Below are 20,128 nucleotides of genomic sequence, written 5' to 3' on the forward strand. Positions count from 1 at the left end.
CCGAAGGCCCGACATTCCCATCTGAAACCGTTGCTACTTCAGCTGGTCCTACTATGATATTTTAGTCGTACTTATAAGGATGTATTTCTATACTGAAGGTGCGATAAAGGCATTCCCTCTGATGCTTTAAGTCGATTCTATCAGCGTGGTAACGATTCAACGGTGATGGTAACAATAGCCGCAGGGGCGATTCTTGCCTAACGCTTTTGCTTCATCTACGGTAACAGAATCGATGCTGTGTGTGCATTGCTTCAGCCCCTGGCAATATCCTTTGTGGTAGGAGTAACTGGTGGGTGACTTGCAGATATACACTTTTGTAAACTTTATGGCGCTTAAGGAGATAAGGGCAAGGAACAGTATTGGGAGGATATGTAATTGTTTTTTCATAGTGGAGTATTATAGATGTAATATAAATACTTGCCAGCATATAGCATGAAGTATAAGTGTAAATATTTCTGTTTCTATTTCTGAAGTTGTAAATACGCTTGTGTAGTTAAATAACTACGCATATATTTGCAGCAGTATATCCGTAGTTAATCAAAAATCATAGTATGCATTCTAAAGTTGACGGCTACATCGGTAAATCCCAATGGGAGAAAGAACTGGAGAAATTGAGGGCGATTATTCTTGATTGTCAGCTGAATGAGGAATTCAAATGGGGAACACCTTGCTATACGTATAATGGGAATAATGTAGTCCTGATACATACATTTAAAGAATACTGTGCGATCCTGTTTTTCAAGGGTGCTTTGTTAAGTGATCCGGAAGGAGTGCTGATCCAGCAAACAGAGAATACGCAGGCAACGCGTCAGATCAGGTTTACTGATGTAAAGGAAGTGGTGGGAATGGCGCGGGTGCTGAAGTCCTATATTTATGAGGCGATTGAAATAGAGAGAGCCGGTTTGAAGGTTGAATATAAAAAGACGACTGAGTTTGTTGTTGCTGAAGAGTTTCAAGAGAAATTAGATACTAACCCTGTTTTGAAAACTGCTTTTGAAGCATTGACGCCGGGACGGCAACGTGCATATCTGCTTCATTTTTCTGCGCCTAAACAGTCCAAGACCCGGGTATCAAGGATCGAGAAATGTATGCCGCAAATCCTTGATGGGAAGGGGTTGATGGACTAGTTGATACTTCTGCGGAGACTGATGTCCGATCATATCAAGTTCGTTACTTGTCCAAATTGGTGCTGATATATTTCCTGCGCTTGTCGTCGGGTTGCAGTCTCATTGCCTAATTTGTAATGTAAATCCGTCCAACAAACAATAGATTGATAATTGTTGAAACCAGCACGATTACTCCCTTTTTTGTAGCAATTGTAAATTCGAGATAGCCTGGCGCATGTGACCCTCATGACGGGATTTCCCCTAACGGTATATCATTGTATTCCCTCAACGCAATAATGGCAGCTGATATCAGATAATAATGCTTTCCTCATGTTACGTTTGAAAGAACTTATGCAATGGAGGTTAACGTCTGCCACCTCATTATGGAAGTTATAGATAAGCGCAGGCAATTTTAATCATGTAAAGTTTAGCTTTTTGAATCTAAAAAGCACTTATTATCATGAAAAAGAAAGCAATGATGCTGCTTGTGGCTATTGGCTTGCTGGCATTAGCCGGCGGAGTAGTCGCATCTAAATCCAGACAAATAGTGATATTCTTTTCTGATGATGGTTCCGGCGATTGTACGATCTTGATCCAGACTGCGCTTGCTACTACCACGCCTAATGCTCCGGGCGCTTTTCCGACAAGGATCTGGCCAACACGTACTGCAGGTCTTTGTTCTTTCACATGGGTAAGAACAGTGCTCTGACCGCGCTATTTGTCACCCAACAGTATGTTATTTTAAAGAGCTAATCTCTGTGGGTTAGCTCTTTTATGATATGATATCATTGTACCTAACACGCAGGAAATGTATAAGCACCGTTTAGCAGTAATAATAGTCGTAGCCCTTATTATCGTTGAGTTCATCCTGTTTAAGCTACTTTATCCCTATGCTAATTTTTCTTCCGACTCCTATGTCTATATAAATGCAGCAGCCGCTAATTCGGATATTAATATATGGCCTATTGGCTACTCAAAATTTCTCCGGGTGTTTGGTACGTTTATCCATAGTGATACGGCATTGGTCTTCTTTCAATACTTGTTCCTGGAGGCTGCTATCCTTTATTTCCTGTTCACCATAATTGAGCTGCTTCGTCCTGCTAAAGCGGTTGTTTATATTCTTCTTAGTTTTCCTTTACTAAATCCGGTGTTCCTGTTTCTTGGCAATTATGTTACAAGTGATGCGTTATTTACTGCATTGAGCTTTATCTGGTTGACGCAACTATTGTGGATGTTATATGAGTTTAAACCATTCTATCTGTTCACACATGCATTGGTATTGCTGGTAGCGTTCACCTTCCGTTATAATGCCTTGTATTATCCGTTTATTTCGGCGATGGTATTGATTGTATCCCGGCAGCGATGGCAGTTGAAAACTGTGGGCATTGCAATCATCTTCCTGCTGCCCGGTGTTTTTGTCTGGCATACCAGTAATCAATATTACAAGCTTACCGGTACCCGGCAGTTCTCTGCTTTTGGAGGATGGCAGTTAGCGGGTAATGCTATGTTCATGTATAGTCATGCATATAAAAATGATACAACAGCTGTACCGCTTCGATTTGCTGCTTTACATAGAGGAGTGGTCCGGCATATGGATTCTCTTAGTCATGTGAGGAGTAGGCCGGATGCTTACCTGAATGATTATTACTTATGGAATCCCAATAATCCCCTGATCCAATATATGTTCGCTCAATCGGGGACGGATGCCAGTGCGCTTGACTTTAGAATATGGGCGCCGATGGCACCGCTACAGGGCGCGTATGGGGCGTACCTGATACGACGGCATCCAGGAGCTTATGCCAGGTATTATCTGTTGCCTAATACGATTAATTATTTCCTCCCTCCGTTGGAAGATCTGGGTATATACAATATGAGGAAAGACTCCGTTAAGAAGGTGGAGCAAATCTGGTTTGACTATAAAAGCCAGCAAGTGAAAAGTTACTCAAAAGATGTAGGTATACTTTATTTATTGCCGGTATTGGCATTCATTATACAGATCATCTTTTGGGGTACAATGGTTAGCTTCCTGCTGTTGAAAGGGCATAGGAAAGCAGATCAATTTTTCAATGCTGCATTGGTGCTGGTAATTGTAATCTGGATAATCAATTTCGCTTTCAGTGTGTTGGCTTCTCCTATTATGTTGCGGTATCAACTTTTCCCCCTGGTGGTATTTTTTTCGTTTTCAGTATTGTTAGTCGAGCGGATATACAAAACAGCATGGGAGATCTAAATACCGCTATTACGGTACTTTTCCGCTATTATCAAGCTCCAGTCCCGTTTCAATGCCTTTCATCGCAGCGGGAACACCATTTACCATCCATTTAGGCGGCGGTGCATCTTTGAGGTAGTGGTCAAAGAATTGGGTGATACGGATACTAAGATCGGCGGCTGGTTTACCCCATAGTCCATGGTTACAGTCGTCATACTGTAGCATCCACACCTTTTTTCCCAGGCGGCGTAGTCCTGTGAAAAATTCTACTACATTGGCAAAAGGGCATATGCCATCGTTGGTGGTATGCATCAAAAAAAGGGGAGTGGTTACTTTATCTGCTTCGAGAATGGGCGAATTCTTTATATACTGATCCGGTATTTGCCAGAGCGATGCTCCCATGCGCATTTGTCCCAATTCATATACGCCCTGTACACTTTCTCCTGCTCCTGCCAAAGAGCCGTAGTGACTAATGAAGTTTGCCAGACCCGATGCGCTATAAGCTGCCGCAAACAGATTTGTATGTGTGACCAGGTAATTTGTTTGCGCACCTCCAAAACTGCAGCCCTGTATCCCCATTTTCTTTGGATTGACATATGGCAGACCGGCCATATAATTGGCCGCCGCTATGACTGTATTGTAGGTACTCTGCATGGGATTGCCTACCGTAAAGTGAATATCGGGCGTGAACACCAGGTATCCATTGCTGACAAAGGACGGGATATTTATATTACAACCACCTGCCAGGTATTCCGGTTTTAAATAGGCATTTAACTCATCTGATTTTCTTTCATAATAGTAGAAGATGAGGGGGTATCGCTTGTTAGGATCGAAGTTCTCCGGCTTGTATAATATTCCCTGCGTAGTTTGTCCATCCAGCGTTTGGAAGGTATGCAGTGTTGTTGTATACCAGTTGTAGCCTTTTTCAGGATGGAGATCGCTTAGCCTGGTAAATGTCCTGAAATTGGTCGTGCTGAAGTAATTGGGCGACTCAGCAGCACTCATGCGTTTCACAATGTATGTTGTTGTGTTGAGTGCTTTAAGCGGTGAAAAGCCGGTGCCGGCAGGTAGATAAGGATTGTTGGTGATGCTGTAAATATATGGGCCGACAGTCAATGAATCCGGATCTCCCTTCTTGTTCAACGCTTTGCTATAAAATCCGTTGTGTTTGTTATCAAGGTTAAAAGCGGTTAAGATAAGGGGCTCATTATTCGTGAGGGCTTCACCGGCATCATTTTCCAATGCCAGATAGAATATAGTGTTATGCAGGCGGCCATATCCATTGGTGAGATTAACCGGTGGTTTTATACACAGAGGATCGATCTGCCAGATGTCACGCTGATCATAAATGAGCACAGTTGCATCCTGCTGTAGCCAGCCCGCTATGCCTCTGGCCTCACTGGAAGCATCCGGAAAATCGTTGCTGTAATATCCTGACCAGGAAACGGCTATGCCCTGGGTAATATTCCGGATGGTGCCAGTAGCTATTTCATAACTGAAATAATTCTTTTGTGCAGGGTCGTAATACAGCAGATATTTCCCGGCAGGAGAAATGTTGACTGCCAGGTAATCGTTCAACACTGTGATGTGTTTCCTTAGCCCGTTTTTAACGAATACCAGGTACCAGCTTTTGCGGGCAGCTACGTTCCAGTTTGATTCACCATTGCCAGCATTACCTGTGGTATGGGTAAGCAGTATCACTTCGTCTTTTTCGTTATTGCAGGGCAATGAGGCTGTCCGGTCGCCGGCTTGCTCAAGACGTATTACTTTGTGATCGTGGATCGGGATGACAGCTGAATAATTGCGGGAATAGTTTAGCTCCTGTAATTGCTGGGATTGCAATTTCTCATCTGCGTAGCTCCATACGTTTACCCTTACCGCGTTTGGATCGGGGATACGTGCAGGTTTATCCTTTTCTTTCAGACTGATAAACAAATGGCGACCGTCCTTACTAAAGTGCTGAATGTTGTCCAATTGCAAATTGCTATCTATACCCGGCGTCCGATCATCCGCCAGCAAAATAGCATTGTTTGTTCCTGCTTTATAATACCAGCAGGAAGTGTTTACGCGGCCATTTATCCTGCTTCCGGAGGTAAAGGCAAGTTGCATGCTGCGGCTATCGAAGACGATATTTCCTGCTTTGGTGCCTTGCCAGATAGTAGTAATGTTATCATCAGCAAGCTGCATCCAGTGTAGAGACTGCATTGCTGCACTGTCTTTTTTTGATGTTGTTTGCAGTAATAAAACCGCACCATCATTACTGAAGAAATAATCCGTTACAGCATGATAGATCTTTCGTTTACCTGTTGCTAAATCGCGCACTACCAATCTTGTCTCCGGAGTTTTCAACTGATAGGCTAACCATTGGCCTGAGAGTTTAAATGAAGATACGGGAGGTAGATATTCGATGTCGGGGCTGCCTAAAGTAACGATACATAAACTGTCTCCGGCGGTAGTATAAATAGCAAACCGGCTATCGGAAGTCATGTGGGTATAAAGCACATCCTGCCCTCCGGGAATTTCCATTTTCCAGCTACCGTTGGTCGCCTGTAGTACCAGGGTCTGACTGCCTGCCGGCTGGTTTTCAATGGTATATATCACATATTTTCCATTGTTACTGATACTAGCGCCTGCGAGCGAGGGCCATTTATTATATACACTGGTATCAATGGGGGGCTTTGTAAGGGGAGGTTCCGGCGCTTGTGCCGTCAGGAGGGAACATCGGAGTGACAGAAGGAGAGTAATCAACAAGTGTTTCATTACAATACATTTTAAGCATATGTTGAATCCTTGTAAGAGGGGCTATGATGCTGTGTAGCAGTCTGTAGGGCTTATAAGTATTGTAATTTCAGTATATCTGCTGCAATGTGCTTACAGCCTGTACAACCCCTATTGGGAGCTGCTTTCAGGGAGGAAATAATGAGAAGGGCTACTTATTGTTGAAAATAAGTAACCCTTCAGCTATACTATCAACCAATCAATTACCTGTTATTCCACTCAACTTCCACTCATCTTTCCATTGTACGTGTGGCATGCCTTCCGGATTGAATATCAGCGGCAGCCATATATAGCGTGATATTTCGAGGTCATTCTTATTCCACCTGTCTGCCATAAAGATGAAGGCGCCTGTTTCTCCAGGTACGGGCAGTACAAACGTACTCTGTGCATGAAAGGTACTATCAGCATCTGTGCCCCGGCAGGGATTGTCATGTTCTGTCCAGGTGCCCATAATACTATCTGCTACTGCATAAGAAGCTGCATTGGGCGACCAGCCGGTACAACCGGATGTGAACAGGTAAAAGCGGCTGTTGTATTTGCATACCGCCGGCGCTTCCCTGGCGCGTTGCACCAGTATGCGGTGATCGTTGGTGGTATGTGACAGGTAGTCGTCTGTCAGTTCACAGATGTGCATGGTCTGGTTCTCTTCTGATGAATAGAAGTGATAGGCCTTGCCATCGTCGTCCTGGAAGATGGTCATGTCTCTGGCCATATTCCCGTTGGGCCTTTCACTGCGGATATAGCGGAAAGGACCTTCTGGTTTGTCGCCCACGGCTACGCCTGCACGAGCGTAGCTGTAGTCCTGAGAATCGATATGCATCCACATGACGAATTTGCCTGTCTTTTTGTTATAGATCACCTTAGGTCTTTCTATTACCTTGCTGATGTGTAAGTCTGCCGTGCTATCGTTTTTATCAGGCGCGAGGGCGACACTTTCATATTTCCAATGCAGCAAATCTTTCGATGAGTAGCAGGACACGCCTCCTGCATTTACGCGGTTGTTCTCCCAGTTGGAGCCTGGCACTCTCCATGTATCACCTTTCTTTATTTCACCGTACCAATACCAGGTACCTGCGTAGTACAACATACCGCCACCGTGTGCATTTATCGGGTTACCATCTGTATCTGTCCATACCGCTCCCGGCACAATGGGCGGCTGCTCCTGGGCAAAGCCTGTCATAGATGCGGCTATCATCAACATCGTTAACGCCGTAATTATTTTCATACTATCAGAGGTTTGAATTTAGTTGCTGATCGCCGATTGGTATTGGGGCCCAGTAAAAAGTATGTGTGGCGTCATCAGGAATATTCTTCAGTGGTTCTTCTGATGCATCCCTGTCTGAGTTAGCCTTCTTTACAGTTTCTGTACGTATCAGATCATACCAGCGTGCTGCAGGTTCTACGCCCGCAAACTCCCAGCCTCTCTCTGCAATCACTGAATCGCGGAAGGCTGATTGTGATAGTCCGGCAACGAGATCTGATAGCCCGGCCCTTTTCCTGACAAGGTTAATAGCAGCATAGGCAGTAGCATCTGCGGAGGCTGACATCGCCTGCGCTTCAGCGTATGTCAGTAATACTTCTGCATAGCGGATGATAGGAACGGTGTGGCTGCCTATCCAGTTGTTGTTTACATGGTTCGTTGGATTAAAGGCATCGTCATCGCGGAACTTGAAGAAGTAAGGATGTTTATGCTGTACTTTGGTCCAGTCAACGGCATTGTTAGGATCATTGTTCAGAAAATATACCATCTGGTAAGTAGCATCTTTCCTCGGACCAGCAGGGAATTTCTTGTAGAAATTGATCTCTGCATAACCATCGCCCCAGCCGCCTTCATCATCGGGCGCATAAGCGTTTGGAGTAAGCATATTATAGTTTTCCCAGGCCCAACCGGAAACATTGACGTTATAGTAGCAACCGAATACTGTTTCATGGTTGAACTTACCTGTTTTCTTCCACAGATCGGCAAAGTTGGTCTGGAGGTCATATCCCCAGGTAGCCTTGTTGTCAATTACTTCCTTCGCTTTTGCGGCAGCCAGTGCGTATTTGTCTGTTTGTTTCAGCGGCCAGCCTGCCATGGTCAGGTATACGTTAGCCAGCAACGCTTTTGCTGAACCGCGGGTAGGTGGGATATCTACGCCGCTCTGTTTTTTGGTACCATCCCAGCCATCAGGCAGCATGGTTTCTGCTTTCTGCAGGTCAGCGACTATCAGTGTATAAATATCAGAAGGTGCTGCTTTTGTTCTCGTGTAGTCGACCTTGTTATCTGTGATCAAAGGTACAGGACCCCAGGTGCGGGTCAGGAAGAAGTAACTCAGTGCCCGGAAAAAGTAGGCTTGTCCTGCGGCCTGGTTACGGGCATCTTCTGTTGCCCCGGTGGCGTTCTGATAGTTATTGATCAGCGAATTGGCAGATTTAATAGTTGAATAGAGATAACTCCACCAGTTGGTCATACGGTCGTTCGACGAGTTAGCCTGATAGGTATCAAAATCAGAATAAGAGATCTTGTTACCGGCGCGGGCTACGGTGATGTCATCTCCGCCCCAGAGGGTAGAGAAGCCGGCGGACTGATTGAAGGCACCGTTCAGTTGCGTATAGAGCCCGATAGCGGCCATATTCAGGTCGTCGGATGTTTTATAGAAATTATCCGGTGTCAGATTGCTTCTTGGGTCTTCCTTCAGGAAATCCTTACTGCAGGCGGTAAAGAGCAAAAGCAGCAGCGGAGCGATTTTATGTAGTTTCATTTTGTACGTGTTTAATGTGATCACTATAAAGAAATATTCACCCCGAATGTGACTGTGCGTGGGGAAGGATAGGCACCCAGGTCAATACCGGCATCAGCATCGCTGGTGGCCGAAGTTGAGGTGGCTTCCGGATCATACCCTTTATATTTTGTGATGGTGAACAGGTTCTGTGCACTCAGCGTAAACCGTATATCGGCAAAACGGGTGGTCTTCTTCAGCAGGGAGTATGACAGGCTTACGTTCTTCAGCCGTACATAACTACCGTCCTGCAGGTATTGTGTAGACTCCACATAACTGCGGTTCGTTTTGCTTGCGGGGTCGGCCCATTCTGCGCCGGTATTCTTGCTGGTAGCATAGTTGGCAGATGCTGCCAATGTAGGATATTTCACATCACTGGTAGGTGCTGCGATACCTGCGTAGGTAGCGTTAAAGATCTTGTTGCCGTGTGATGCCTGTACGAATACATTCAGCTCAAACTGTTTGTAGTGGAAGTTGTTGTTAAAGCCCCACAGGAATTTCGGCAGGGCGCTGCCTGCAATGACGCGGTCTTCGTAACCAATAGAGCCATTACCGCTCACGTCTCTGTAATGGTTATCGCCTGCTTTATATCCCAGTGTATTATCGTCGGAAGTGTAAATACCCTGCCATGGGATCAGGTAAAATGCGCCCAGTGGCTGTCCAGTCTTCACTACCTGTATGTTGGTGTTGATCAATCCTCCGCCAATAACGGGACGGTAGAGGATAGAATCTTTACCCAGGCTCACAACCCGGTTCCTGTAAGTAGAGGCGTTGATGGTGGCTGTCCAGGAGAAGTCATGTGTTTGAACAGCGGCTACTTCTACAAAGAATTCGAAGCCTTTGTTATTTACTACACCTACGTTTTTATACATGGTACCACCACCGTCATAGCTGGCAATAGGCACCTGCAGCAGCAGGTCTTTGGTGCGTTTGTTATAGTAGTCGGCAGCAATGTTCACTCGTCCACCCAATAGGCCAACATCCAGTCCTATGTCAGTCTGTTTGGTCGTTTCCCATTTGAGGTCCGGATTGCTGGGACTACCTAACAGATAACCCTGATAAAGCGTGGTGCCACCGTATGAATATTGAATGCCATTGAGTAGGCCCAGACTGCTATAGGGGCTAATAGACTGGTTACCTGTAATGCCCCAGCTACCGCGGAGTTTCAGGTTAGAGAAGATGCCGAGGTCTTTGATGAAAGACTCTTCAGATAGTCGCCAGCCGAGACCTACAGAAGGGAAGTACCCCCATTTATTAGCAGTGCTCTGGAACTTGGAAGAACCGTCAGCGCGGTAGGTAGCAGTAATGAGATATTTATCGTTAAAGGTATAGGAAGCCCTGCCTACATAAGAGAGCAAGGCCCAGTTAGTATAAGCAGAAGAGATGCCTTGTGAGGTGTTCAGTCCGAGGTTGTTGTAACCATTGGAAGTGGAGGTCAGGCCGGAACCCGATGCGGAGAACGAATTGTACTTATTGGAGGTCTCTTCCACGATGCCCATCAGGGTAAAGTCGTGTTTCTCATTGAGCTTTTTGTGGAAGGTCAGTGAATTGCTATTCTGGATGGTATAGTTCTCCAGGGAGCTTTGTCCGGAGCCGGGATTGCCGGGGCTTACCCAATCGTTATTCAGATAGGCAGTGCGAGCGACATTTGCATCCAGGCCCACGTTGATGTTCAGTGACAGCCAGTCTGTAATGTCGTATTTCAGTCGTCCGTTCAGCACTACGGAGTTGGCGGAGTTATCGTTCTTCCTTTCCTTGATGGTCATATAGGGATTAGACCAGATAGGGGAGATGGCGAAACGATTGTATTGGGTACCTGAGTCATATACCGGCTCAGTAGGTGCCCATGCGAGGGCTGCCATTACAGGATTACCCTTGCCGCCTACGTCGCCGTTATTATGAGAATTGGAGTGTCCGGCGAAGATGCCTACACCGATGCTTACTCTCTTGCTCAATTTGCTGTCCAGGTTGGCGCGCAGTGCGAACTTCTCCTGGTTGGTATTCACGAGAAGTCCTGACTGATTCACATAATATCCGGAGATATAATAACGCGATTTTTCTGTACCACCTGAAACAGAGAGCTGGTGATTCTGTGTGGTACCATGATGAAAGATCATATCCTGCCAATCGGTGCCCTTGCCTGCATAGGAGGAAGGATTAGCAAAGACATTTGATCCTGCGATATGATTGGCCTGTTCTGCATATGTTACGGCATCCAGCAGCTTATATTTCTTCATGGGCGAATTGCTGCTCAGAAAGCCGTTGTATTCCAGGTGCATGTCGCCTGACTTGCCGCTCCTGGTTGTAATGATGATCACCCCATTGGCGCCGCGGGATCCGTAGATAGCGGTAGCAGAGGCATCTTTCAGTACCTCCATGGAGGCGATGTCGTTCACATTGATGTCGCTGATGCTGATACTGCTCAGTGCCACTCCGTCGATGACATACAGTGGGTCATTGCTGGCATTGATCGAGTTTGCACCCCGGATGCGGATCTTTACCGCACCTCCTGGTGCACCGGAACTATTGGCCACCGACACCCCGGCGACCCTGCCCTGGAGGGCGGAGGATGCGTTTAGTACCGGCTGGTCTTTGTAGGCGCTGGCATTGAGGGAGGCGATGGAACCGGTAAGATCTTTCCTTTTCTGGGTGCCATAACCTACTACTACCACTTCTCCCAGTCCCTGGGTGGTAGATTCGAGTTGCACATTGATGGTGCTCCGGTTGTTTACCGGCACCTCTTTACTGGCATAACCCATCAAACTAAAGGTAAGGGTAGCCCCAGCTGGGGCATTGATGGAAAACCGACCGTCATTGTCGGTCTGTGTATTTACGCCACCGCCTTTTATGTAGACTACAACACCTGGTAAGGAAGTGTCGCCGGAACTTACTCTGCCGGTGACGGGGTGTTGGGCATAGAGTGCCATGGCATAACTGCTGAAAATAAGGCAGAGGGCCAGTTTTTTCCATAACGTCAGATAACTTTTCATGACAGCATTTAATTTTTGTACCGTGGAAGATTGGTCGTTGTTCAATGCAATGATATGACCCCCTGCCGGCAGACTACAGGGTGTAAATGATCAAATAAGGGCGCTAAAATGGTAAAATGAGGGTTATTCCTTCCAATTGACGACGTTAAAATCCTTGTTAAAGGAGTTGCGGTACTTTTTGATGTAATCAGAAGGGTTCATTCCAAAAAGTTTGAAGAATTGTTTCCGGAAATATTTCATATCGTTGAGGCCCACTCCGAAGGCGGCTTCATTCACATTACAATCTGTGCTTAGCAACAATACCGCCGCCCGGCGTAAACGGATAAAGCGGATAAATGCATTCACGGAGTGTCCGGAGATGGATTTTACCTTCTTGTAAAGATTAGAATGGCTCATACCTATCTCTGCGGCCAGCATCTTGATATTAAAGGTGTCCTTATCCAGGTTGTTCTCGACGATCGTGATGCAGCGTTCCAGGAAGGTTTTATATTCGGCGGAGATCCTGGCGTCGTTCTTTTTCAGGGTGATCTTGTCAAAAAAGTAATCCTGCAGGGCGTTCCTGTTCTGGAGGATGTTGTCGATACGTGCCAGGAGCAAGTCCTGTTCAAAAGGTTTTGTGATGTAGTCATCGGCTCCGCACTCGATACCCTTCAGTTTGATCTCCTGGGAGGGATTGCCGGTGAGCAGGATCACTGGTATGTGACCAAGGGTAGGGTCCTGTTTGATGGTATTACATAATTCCATGCCGTCCATTCCTTTCATGAGGACATCACTTATAATGATATCCGGGTAATGTTCCCGGGCCAGCATCAGTCCGTCCTCTCCATTGTCGGCCTCGAGGAAGATGAACTTCTCGCGGAACAGCAGCTGGAGGTAAGCCCGGATCTCGGGATTATCGTCCACCACCAGAATGGAGCGCTTACTGGTAAAGATATCTTCCAGCGCCCCGGTTTCGTTGTCTGCTCCCGGCAGTTCGAGTGATATTTCGCTGGTGATGTTACCCATCAGTTCCTGCAGCATGGCCGGGTCGTCGGCCATCTCCTCGAAGATGTATTGTCCGGTGAAATGAATCGTTCCTTTTCTGAGCTGTAGGGTGAAGGCCGTGCCTTGTCCGGGAGTGCTGGTGAAGGAGATATGTCCTTTATGACTTTCAATAAAATGTTTTGACAGGTAGAGCCCTATACCAAAACCGGCTTTGCCGGCTGTCTGCTTTTCTTTTACCTGGTAGAATTTTTCGAACAGTCGTTGTCCGGCATCTTCGCTGATGCCGCAACCGGTATCTGTAATGTTGACGGTAATATGTCCTTCGTCTTCACTGATGGTGAAGCTGACCGTTCCATTCTCCGGTGTGAACTTCAATGCGTTTGAGAGCAGGTTAAACAGTACGATCTCGATCTTTTCTCTGTCGGCATATACTTCCAGTTGCTGGTTGGCGCAGCTGAATATATAGTCAATCTGTTTTGCTTTGGCTTGCTGGCTAAAAGACAGGTATACTTCCTGGCAGAGATTATAAAAGTTAAGCCGCGTGATTTTTAGTTTGTCCATCTCACTGTCGGCCTTACGGAACAGGAGTAGTTGGTCTACAAGACTAAGCAGGCGGCGGGCATTCCGGTAGATGACTTCCAGGCCGTTGCCGGGCGTTTTATCACTATTGTTCAGTAGCTCTTTAACGGGATTGATAATCAGCGTGAGCGGTGTCCTGAACTCGTGCGAGATATTGGTAAAGAAGGCCAGTTTCTTTTCGTTCAGCTCTTTTTCTTTCTCTGTTTCCAGCCGGGCCAGGCGGATGTCAAAGGCCAGCTTTGTCTTTTGCGCTTTATACTGCAGGTAGGTATAGGCCATTCCTGCGATAGCGGCAATGTACAGCAGGTAAGCCCACCAGGTGCGGTACCAGGGTGGTAGCACAATGATCTGCATGGTATATTCCCGGGTATTCCAGACGCCTTCTGTATTGGTAGTTTTTATCCGGAAGGTATAACTGCCTTCATGTAGTCGGGTATAGTTGGCAGACCTGGATTTGCCGACATAGTTCCATCCTTTGTCCCATCCCTCCAGATAATAGGCGTAATCTATTTTATCAGGAGCGGAGTATTCCGGTGCTACGAAGTCAAATGCCAGTACGGCTTTATTATAAGGTATTTTCAGTGCTGTAATATGATCTGCCGTCCTTTCTGTAACATAGCGACCTGCCTGTTCAATGGGAATATTATCCACCTTTAAACCTGTCAGTAATATACCGGGTGTGCCTGAGAAGGAGGGCAGGCTGTCGGGGTAGAAGATATTCAGTCCTTTGATACCGCCGAATATAAACTCGCCGGATGGCAGGGACAGTGCTGCATTATAGTTCAGCTGATTGGAGAGCAGTCCGTCTGACTGTGAATAGTTCTTGAAAGTCTTCTGCCGGGGATTGAATTTAGAGATACCATAGAAGGTGCTGATCCACAGGTTACCGCTTCTGTCTTCCAGTATTTTCAGGATGGAATTGTTAGAAAGGCCGTCGGCTTTAGTGTATCGCACGTAGGTGCCGGTTTCCCTATTAAATAGCAGCAGACCACCGCCTTCGGTGCCTATCCAGCAATTGCCGGCTTTGTCCTGGTGAAATACCCTGACAGGGTAACCGATATTATAGACCTGGTGATGTTTGGTCGTCTTGTCGATCTTTATCAACGAGGTATAATCTCCCGCCCAGAAATCGCCTTTGTTATCTTCCGCCATGGAAAGAATGTTGGTGATGTGATTGTCGAATATTTCAAAGCGGTTGGCGTTTCTATTAAAGCGGTATAGCGGACTGCCTGTACAGACACCAGCCCACAGTGTTTTATCTGCATCTTCATAGAGCAACCAGGTGTTTTTATCTTCTGCGTTGTTTGTATGATTAAAGCACGCGTAATGGTCAAAGGAATGTTTGGCTTTGTTATAGCGATAGATGCCTGTTCCCCAGGTAGAGATCCATATGTTGTCCTGGAAGTCGCGGGTGATACTGGTTACAAAGTCGCTGCATAGTGAGGCATCGTTGCCGGCCAGGTGTCTGAAGTTGGTGAACCGGTTCTGTTTCCGGTTCCATATACTGAGTCCGCCGCCATCGGTGCCGATCCATATATTGTGATCTACATCTTCGCAAAGGGACAGTGTAAAGTCGTTGATCAGGCTATTGGTGTTCAATGGGTCATGCGTGACGCGTGCAAACCCTGCTTTCCCCGGATCGAGGATATTGACACCTCCCCGGAGGGTGCCTATCCATTTACGGCCTTCATGGTCTTCAAAGATAGAGAATACGGCAGTGCTGGTAAGCAGTTCTTTGTTCTCCGGAGACGCCAGGCGGGAGATCTTTTCTGAAGACAAAGGCATCATAAACACGCCTTCTCCGTCTGAGGCAATCCACAGGGTATTATGTTGGTCGATGATGAGATCCACTACTCTTTTAGAATGGGTAGAGAGCATGCTGGTGAATGTATTGGCAGCGACGGTGTATTTATACAAACCTTCGTCGGTACCCAGCCATAGCTGACCATGATGATCTGCCTGTAAAGCGATGCCATTCCGTATGCTGTCATTGATGACGCGTACGACACCGCTGGTATTGTCGTAGGTGCAAAGGCCGATGTTGCGTACAAAGAGCCAGGTATGCCCGGATGCATCTGTGGCTATTGAAGATACTTCATATTGGGTGATGAGGCCTTCCGGTGTCCTGAGTGGTGCTTGCCTGGCAGGACCGGCGGTATTATAAACAAGCAGTCCTTCGCCATTGGTACCGATGAATATCGTTTCGTTTGCACCGGGCATAATTGCGTTTACAGGCGCATTGATCTTCTTTTGTTTTGCGCTTTTGTAAGGCAGGAAACGAAGGCCGGAGAAAAGGCCGGTGGTGTTGTTGTATATACTGATTCCTCCCCGGGTACCGATCCAGAGGCGTTTATGATGATCTTCGGTGATACAGGCAATCCGGTTGTTGGCCAGTGAATTACTGTCATTGAATTCATTCCTGTAGACAGTGAAATTGTATCCATCGTATCGGTTCAATCCATCGTAAGTGCCAAACCACATAAAACCATTGTGGTCCTGGTAAATGCTGGTCACCGCATTATTAGAGAGCCCCTGTTCTATACCCAGGTAGCTAAGCAGTGGAGGGGCAGCTGCAAAAGAATTGGCTGGCAAGGAAAACACACAGCATACCCAGAGGATGGCAAACCTCAGATATTTGTTCATATTCACTGTTTTTAGACTGTCCCGTATTTTATTTCATAACGACTGTGAGAAAATGTACGGAACTTATTTTAATAAATGAAATTCCCGGCCGGAAAATATTGAATATGAAGATGTAAGAGGGGCGAAGTATAATGTGATCAAATAAAGTTAACTTGCGGGTATAAATAAATGTTACCCCCGGCTACACATAGCCACAAAACGGACTTATATGCTTAGAGCTACTGATGCAGCAAAATTCTGGCGTTGGTTTGAGGAGAAGAGTGATGATTTCCGCTTCTTCAGAGAAATGGAGCCAGAAGAATGCGAAGAACTATTTGAATCGCTGACGGAAAGACTCCACCTGTATTGTACCAGCCTGTTTTTCGAAATGCGTATAAATGCCATTAATGAGGGCGAATTTATTGTTACTGCCGAAGGTGTTGAGGAATTTTTCGATGACGCAGAATTCCTTGTATCAAAAGCGCCTGAGATTGATCACTGGACATTTACTGCGTTAATTCCTGCAGATGAAGATAACGAGGGAATTGAATACGAAGACCTTGACCTGATCCCCTCTGAGATGTGGTTTACTGCTATTGAAGATGCGGATATGCCGGATAAGCTGAACCTGGTGATCCATTTCATGGATTATGATCTTGTGAAAATGAACGAGCACCTGGATACGGCTATTTTCCTGTTATTGCAGAGCGTGTTGGGAGAGAAGATGTTTGCCCAGCATATTAACGTGTATACGACATCGGAGTTGCCGGGAGATCCGGATGAGGGATTTCCGGTGCTGGATAGATTGCCGGAGTATATTGCCGAGATGAAGAAGGAGGGGAAGAAGAATATGGATGATTACAGGTGAAATTGCGTCACAAAAACCAAAGGCCCGCATAAACAAGTTTATGCGGACCTTTTATACCTGATCGTTCATCAGTTCTTTACGCCTAACACTTCTGCGATATCCACCGTGGCTGGCATCTCTTCACGCTTACGCTCCTCTTTAATATCGGAGATCTGGAAACTGTCTTCCTCTTCTACGCTATATTCTTTATACCTGCTTAATTCCAGCATTCTGGCCTTCAGTTCTGCAGCGCCGATGGTCTTTACCAGCCCATCCGGGGCACTTATCCGTAACTGCAGGTTGCCTTTTTCTATCAGCTCTTTTGGTACATCGAAATAACCATCATCGCTGATAGATATTTTCTGTTCGCTATCATCTACAATCGCCAGAATCTCACTTATTTCATTCATACGACGGGAAGGATCAAATTCAGGGAATACCCGTATACGCAGATATTTGCTGACATCAAAGTAAAATACACCAAATGGCAGCGGACTACGTTTCCATATTTCCATTTCAGGATCGCCCAGTAGATTAAGTGCCAGCGCACTCCATTTCCAGACATGGTTGCCGGGATTATTCTGCGGGAACCAGAGACGGCTGTTATGAAGAAGTCCCAGATGACGGGTACAGGTCATTTCATGGAAGAACCTCCGTTGTATATCATCGCCGGCTCCTATCCATGAAAAGCGGGTGCTGCCGACATATGCGACGGCGCCACCATTAGGGTTGTTTATCAGCGCTTCTCCCATTGCATCATTAGTATCAAAACCACTGGTCAGGCAGGAATCGGCATACGCAATAAAAGTAGCGGAGCCATTGGTCAGCGAGGCCGCCGTCCCTGTGCTCAGATAACAACAACCAGACTGGCTGCCATGACCGGAAAGGCTTACAAAGTGTTGGCCTTCGTTGAGTGCTGCACGCACACCTGTAGCGGTATAAGGCTCCAAAGGTGCTGCATTGACGGCTGCCGGAGAAAGACTGGTCAGATCGTTATAGATCCTTTTGAATTTCGTGATGGTCGGCAATTCTGCATCTACCTGCACACGCAAAGCTTCCTGATCTTTCATAGAACCATCTTCAGCAAGTGGATCAAGGATGTAGTATAGTGGTGAAATTTCTACCGCGTCGCCATATACTACAATGATGTCAGTAATAACAGGAAGGTTGAAGATATCACCCCATGGCATAATGACAATATGTGTTGCCGGACTAAGATTAGCAAGGCTCTTTGCGTAATACCATCCCGGATCAGAAGGGCCGGCATTCATGTTATACTCAATTACACGCATATCGCCCCCTGCCAGTGCGGCTACAAGATGCCAGTCATTACTCAGGTCGAGATCGTCTGCCAGTCTCATAACAGCCCTACCTTGTGCAGTATCGGTGAAGAATTGATTGTCATCGGGAAGATTGCTATTAGTCTTGCTTATCACAGGACTGTGGCCCCAGTTGTCGGACACCAGCAACATCTTGCGGAGGAAATCAGGGCCAAATAATGTGGGCAGCTTTTCATATCCCGTTACCTTACTCACAAAGGCATCCGCATCAGCAGGCGTAGAAGCAGGCGCTCTTCCCACAATTACATCTGCGTTCCAGTTGATAGGATCAAACTGCGTAGTACCCTCATATTGTCCGTAGATGCCATTGCCATTGGGATCCCAGTCATGTTTACCCGCTACTCCGTAGCCAGGACCGAACAGGCTACTGTAGTAGAAGTCTGTAGGAATAGTATTCCAGGTATAATGAAAACGTAATGGAGCACGGATGATAGATGCGGGGCCATCTACCCTGATAAAATTAGTTGGATCAGCCGAATAGGTCTGATAGGTGTTATCTGTGCAGAAGTACCATCCCAGGCGACTGCGGAAGGCTTCTATTGTCTCAAAGAACTGTAAATCCAGCTTGCGGAACGGGGAAGTAGTTTCTGACAGGACCGGGCCGTTAAAAACATGGCCTAAGTTGCGGGGCGATTTTCTGGGAATACGCCTGCCCGTGTTTTTGCTGGTCAACTCAAGGTAAGAATCGTAGATGGAAAACCAGTCGCCGAGATCAACGGCTTTTATTTTCATGTACGAACCCGTCCAGTAAGACTGTCCGTTTTCAGGCGAACTATTGGTAGTCTGTTCGGTCACATCTCCCCTTATTTCACCTGCAGTTTTACGTACTGGTATGATCTCTATATCACCGCCCAGCAATACCCAGGTAACGCCCCAGTTGCTGCGGGCATGTTTGAGGAAATTACGGATCACTTCCTGCAAGTCTCTGGCGCCGGTTTTGAAATTACCATAAGTTCCATTCACAATATTGGAGATAGTGATCACTGCTGCGCGCAGCCCTTTCTCGCGCTTCCACTCCACCAGTTTCTGGAAAGATGCTACCATATCACCAGCTGGTCCTGTAGGCTCAATGCGGTTACTATCCCAGCGGTTGTTGTCTGTAATAACAATGTAGTCATAACTGCGGAAATAGGCGCCAAAACCTCTTGTAAGGTCTATTACATCGACAGGATTTAATACTGCGTCTTTCAGCTCATTAAAGATGGACGATTGTGCTTTCAGGTCCTGTGGCAAGCTGCGGAACGTTGTGTTGCGAATCTGAAGCTTATTTGCATCTCTCTGATAAGTGATGTATACAGTCATCTGCTCATGAAGTACAGGAACATATTCCGAAAAGGTGATGGGATTGACCTGGATGCTAACGATCCTGTTACCACCAACTTCCACGCTGCTCTGATGTGTTGCAAGTACGGCTGCTTCTTCGAAGGCCTTTGCATATGTCTTTGCTTCGGGGTCGAAATACGGGATGAAAGACCTGGGTTGTAGTCTGGGTTCATCTTCCTGTTGCGTTGCTTTTATTTTCGTTTCAAGCACTCGTACTGCCTCTTTATCTAACTGACGCGCCTTGCCTGCAATACGGAGCTCTGGCACAGGCATAATAAATACTGGTTTGTCAAATAGTTTACGTGAAACGAGCGACTCTGCTCTCACTGTGATGTCTCCTGCATCCAGCGGAAGTGCTATCTGAACGATCTTTGAAGGTAGAGAAGGTGTGCCGGGAGCTGTGGTTGTTTTAAAATCCTGTCCCAGGTCAAACCTGAAACCAAACGGGGTTTCCTGGATCTTCACCACCTTTGAATCTACTGTAACGGTGAAGGATATAATCTGATTGGGGCTATCTTCGTCAACGCGACGATGCAGATCTGTTTTCATACAAAAATATTTTTTTATTGTATTAAAGCTACGACCTGCTAT

The 20,128-nt window shown here is 46.4% G+C and carries 11 protein-coding genes; 4 read left to right on the forward strand and 7 right to left on the reverse strand.

What is annotated here, in order from left to right; translation table 11 throughout:
• Positions 1-156: 156 nt before the first annotated feature.
• Positions 157-387, reverse strand: a complete 231-nt coding sequence (locus CLV42_RS33755) for a hypothetical protein (RefSeq protein WP_146154505.1) — start codon at positions 385-387, stop codon at positions 157-159.
• A gap of 164 nt (positions 388-551) precedes the next feature.
• On the opposite strand from CLV42_RS33755, the gene CLV42_RS27870 reads away from it, so the two are divergent.
• From CLV42_RS27870 to CLV42_RS27880, 3 genes are all read left to right on the forward strand, one after another.
• The gene (locus CLV42_RS27870; protein WP_106605222.1) at positions 552-1,127 is read left to right on the forward strand and encodes a YdeI/OmpD-associated family protein; all 576 of its coding nucleotides are present in this window, start codon (positions 552-554) and stop codon (positions 1,125-1,127) included.
• Between the two features lie 439 nt (positions 1,128-1,566).
• A complete protein-coding gene (locus CLV42_RS27875) occupies positions 1,567-1,815 on the forward strand; it encodes a hypothetical protein (protein WP_106605223.1) in 249 nt (82 codons plus the stop codon).
• 99 nt (positions 1,816-1,914) lie between these two features.
• Positions 1,915-3,336, forward strand: coding sequence for a hypothetical protein (locus tag CLV42_RS27880; RefSeq protein ID WP_106605224.1), 1,422 nt, complete (start codon positions 1,915-1,917; stop codon positions 3,334-3,336).
• A gap of 9 nt (positions 3,337-3,345) precedes the next feature.
• On the opposite strand, the gene CLV42_RS27885 is transcribed toward CLV42_RS27880, so the two are convergent.
• The 5 genes from CLV42_RS27885 to CLV42_RS27905 all read right to left on the reverse strand — a co-directional run bounded on the left by CLV42_RS27885 (position 3,346) and on the right by CLV42_RS27905 (position 16,048).
• Positions 3,346-6,075: an alpha/beta hydrolase family protein gene (locus CLV42_RS27885; protein ID WP_106605225.1), complete on the reverse strand. Its 2,730-nt coding sequence runs from the start codon at positions 6,073-6,075 to the stop codon at positions 3,346-3,348.
• Between the two features lie 217 nt (positions 6,076-6,292).
• The gene (locus CLV42_RS27890; protein ID WP_106605226.1) at positions 6,293-7,318 is read right to left on the reverse strand and encodes a glycoside hydrolase family 43 protein; all 1,026 of its coding nucleotides are present in this window, start codon (positions 7,316-7,318) and stop codon (positions 6,293-6,295) included.
• Between the two features lie 4 nt (positions 7,319-7,322).
• The gene (locus CLV42_RS27895; RefSeq protein ID WP_106605227.1) at positions 7,323-8,834 is read right to left on the reverse strand and encodes a RagB/SusD family nutrient uptake outer membrane protein; all 1,512 of its coding nucleotides are present in this window, start codon (positions 8,832-8,834) and stop codon (positions 7,323-7,325) included.
• 23 nt (positions 8,835-8,857) lie between these two features.
• The gene (locus tag CLV42_RS27900) at positions 8,858-11,842 is read right to left on the reverse strand and encodes a SusC/RagA family TonB-linked outer membrane protein (RefSeq protein ID WP_106605228.1); all 2,985 of its coding nucleotides are present in this window, start codon (positions 11,840-11,842) and stop codon (positions 8,858-8,860) included.
• Between the two features lie 123 nt (positions 11,843-11,965).
• Complete coding sequence (locus tag CLV42_RS27905; protein WP_106605229.1) at positions 11,966-16,048, reverse strand: two-component regulator propeller domain-containing protein; 4,083 nt, start codon at positions 16,046-16,048, stop codon at positions 11,966-11,968.
• Between the two features lie 208 nt (positions 16,049-16,256).
• Here CLV42_RS27905 and CLV42_RS27910 point away from each other — a divergent pair, with 208 nt between their 5' ends.
• Entirely contained in the window at positions 16,257-16,895 is a 639-nt protein-coding gene (locus CLV42_RS27910) for a hypothetical protein (RefSeq protein WP_106605230.1), read from the forward strand.
• Positions 16,896-16,963: 68 nt separating this feature from the next.
• On the opposite strand, the gene CLV42_RS27915 is transcribed toward CLV42_RS27910, so the two are convergent.
• Positions 16,964-20,086: a C25 family cysteine peptidase gene (locus CLV42_RS27915; RefSeq protein WP_106605231.1), complete on the reverse strand. Its 3,123-nt coding sequence runs from the start codon at positions 20,084-20,086 to the stop codon at positions 16,964-16,966.
• Between the last annotated feature and the right edge of the window lie 42 nt (positions 20,087-20,128).

Source organism: Chitinophaga ginsengisoli, assembly GCF_003014595.1.
Classification (GTDB): Bacteria; Bacteroidota; Bacteroidia; order Chitinophagales; family Chitinophagaceae; genus Chitinophaga; species Chitinophaga ginsengisoli.

What these genes read in the sequence shown, in the direction of transcription:
- CLV42_RS27910 (WP_106605230.1), top strand. Translation starts at nt 16,257, where the DNA reads ATGCTTAGAGCTACTGATGCAGCAAAATTCTGGCGTTGGTTTGAGGAG.
- CLV42_RS27885 (WP_106605225.1), bottom strand. Translation starts at nt 6,075, where the DNA reads ATGAAACACTTGTTGATTACTCTCCTTCTGTCACTCCGATGTTCCCTC.
- CLV42_RS27905 (WP_106605229.1), bottom strand. Translation starts at nt 16,048, where the DNA reads ATGAACAAATATCTGAGGTTTGCCATCCTCTGGGTATGCTGTGTGTTT.
- CLV42_RS27895 (WP_106605227.1), bottom strand. Translation starts at nt 8,834, where the DNA reads ATGAAACTACATAAAATCGCTCCGCTGCTGCTTTTGCTCTTTACCGCC.
- CLV42_RS27880 (WP_106605224.1), top strand. Translation starts at nt 1,915, where the DNA reads ATGTATAAGCACCGTTTAGCAGTAATAATAGTCGTAGCCCTTATTATC.
- CLV42_RS27900 (WP_106605228.1), bottom strand. Translation starts at nt 11,842, where the DNA reads ATGAAAAGTTATCTGACGTTATGGAAAAAACTGGCCCTCTGCCTTATT.
- CLV42_RS27870 (WP_106605222.1), top strand. Translation starts at nt 552, where the DNA reads ATGCATTCTAAAGTTGACGGCTACATCGGTAAATCCCAATGGGAGAAA.
- CLV42_RS27890 (WP_106605226.1), bottom strand. Translation starts at nt 7,318, where the DNA reads ATGAAAATAATTACGGCGTTAACGATGTTGATGATAGCCGCATCTATG.
- CLV42_RS27875 (WP_106605223.1), top strand. Translation starts at nt 1,567, where the DNA reads ATGAAAAAGAAAGCAATGATGCTGCTTGTGGCTATTGGCTTGCTGGCA.
- CLV42_RS27915 (WP_106605231.1), bottom strand. Translation starts at nt 20,086, where the DNA reads ATGAAAACAGATCTGCATCGTCGCGTTGACGAAGATAGCCCCAATCAG.
- CLV42_RS33755 (WP_146154505.1), bottom strand. Translation starts at nt 387, where the DNA reads ATGAAAAAACAATTACATATCCTCCCAATACTGTTCCTTGCCCTTATC.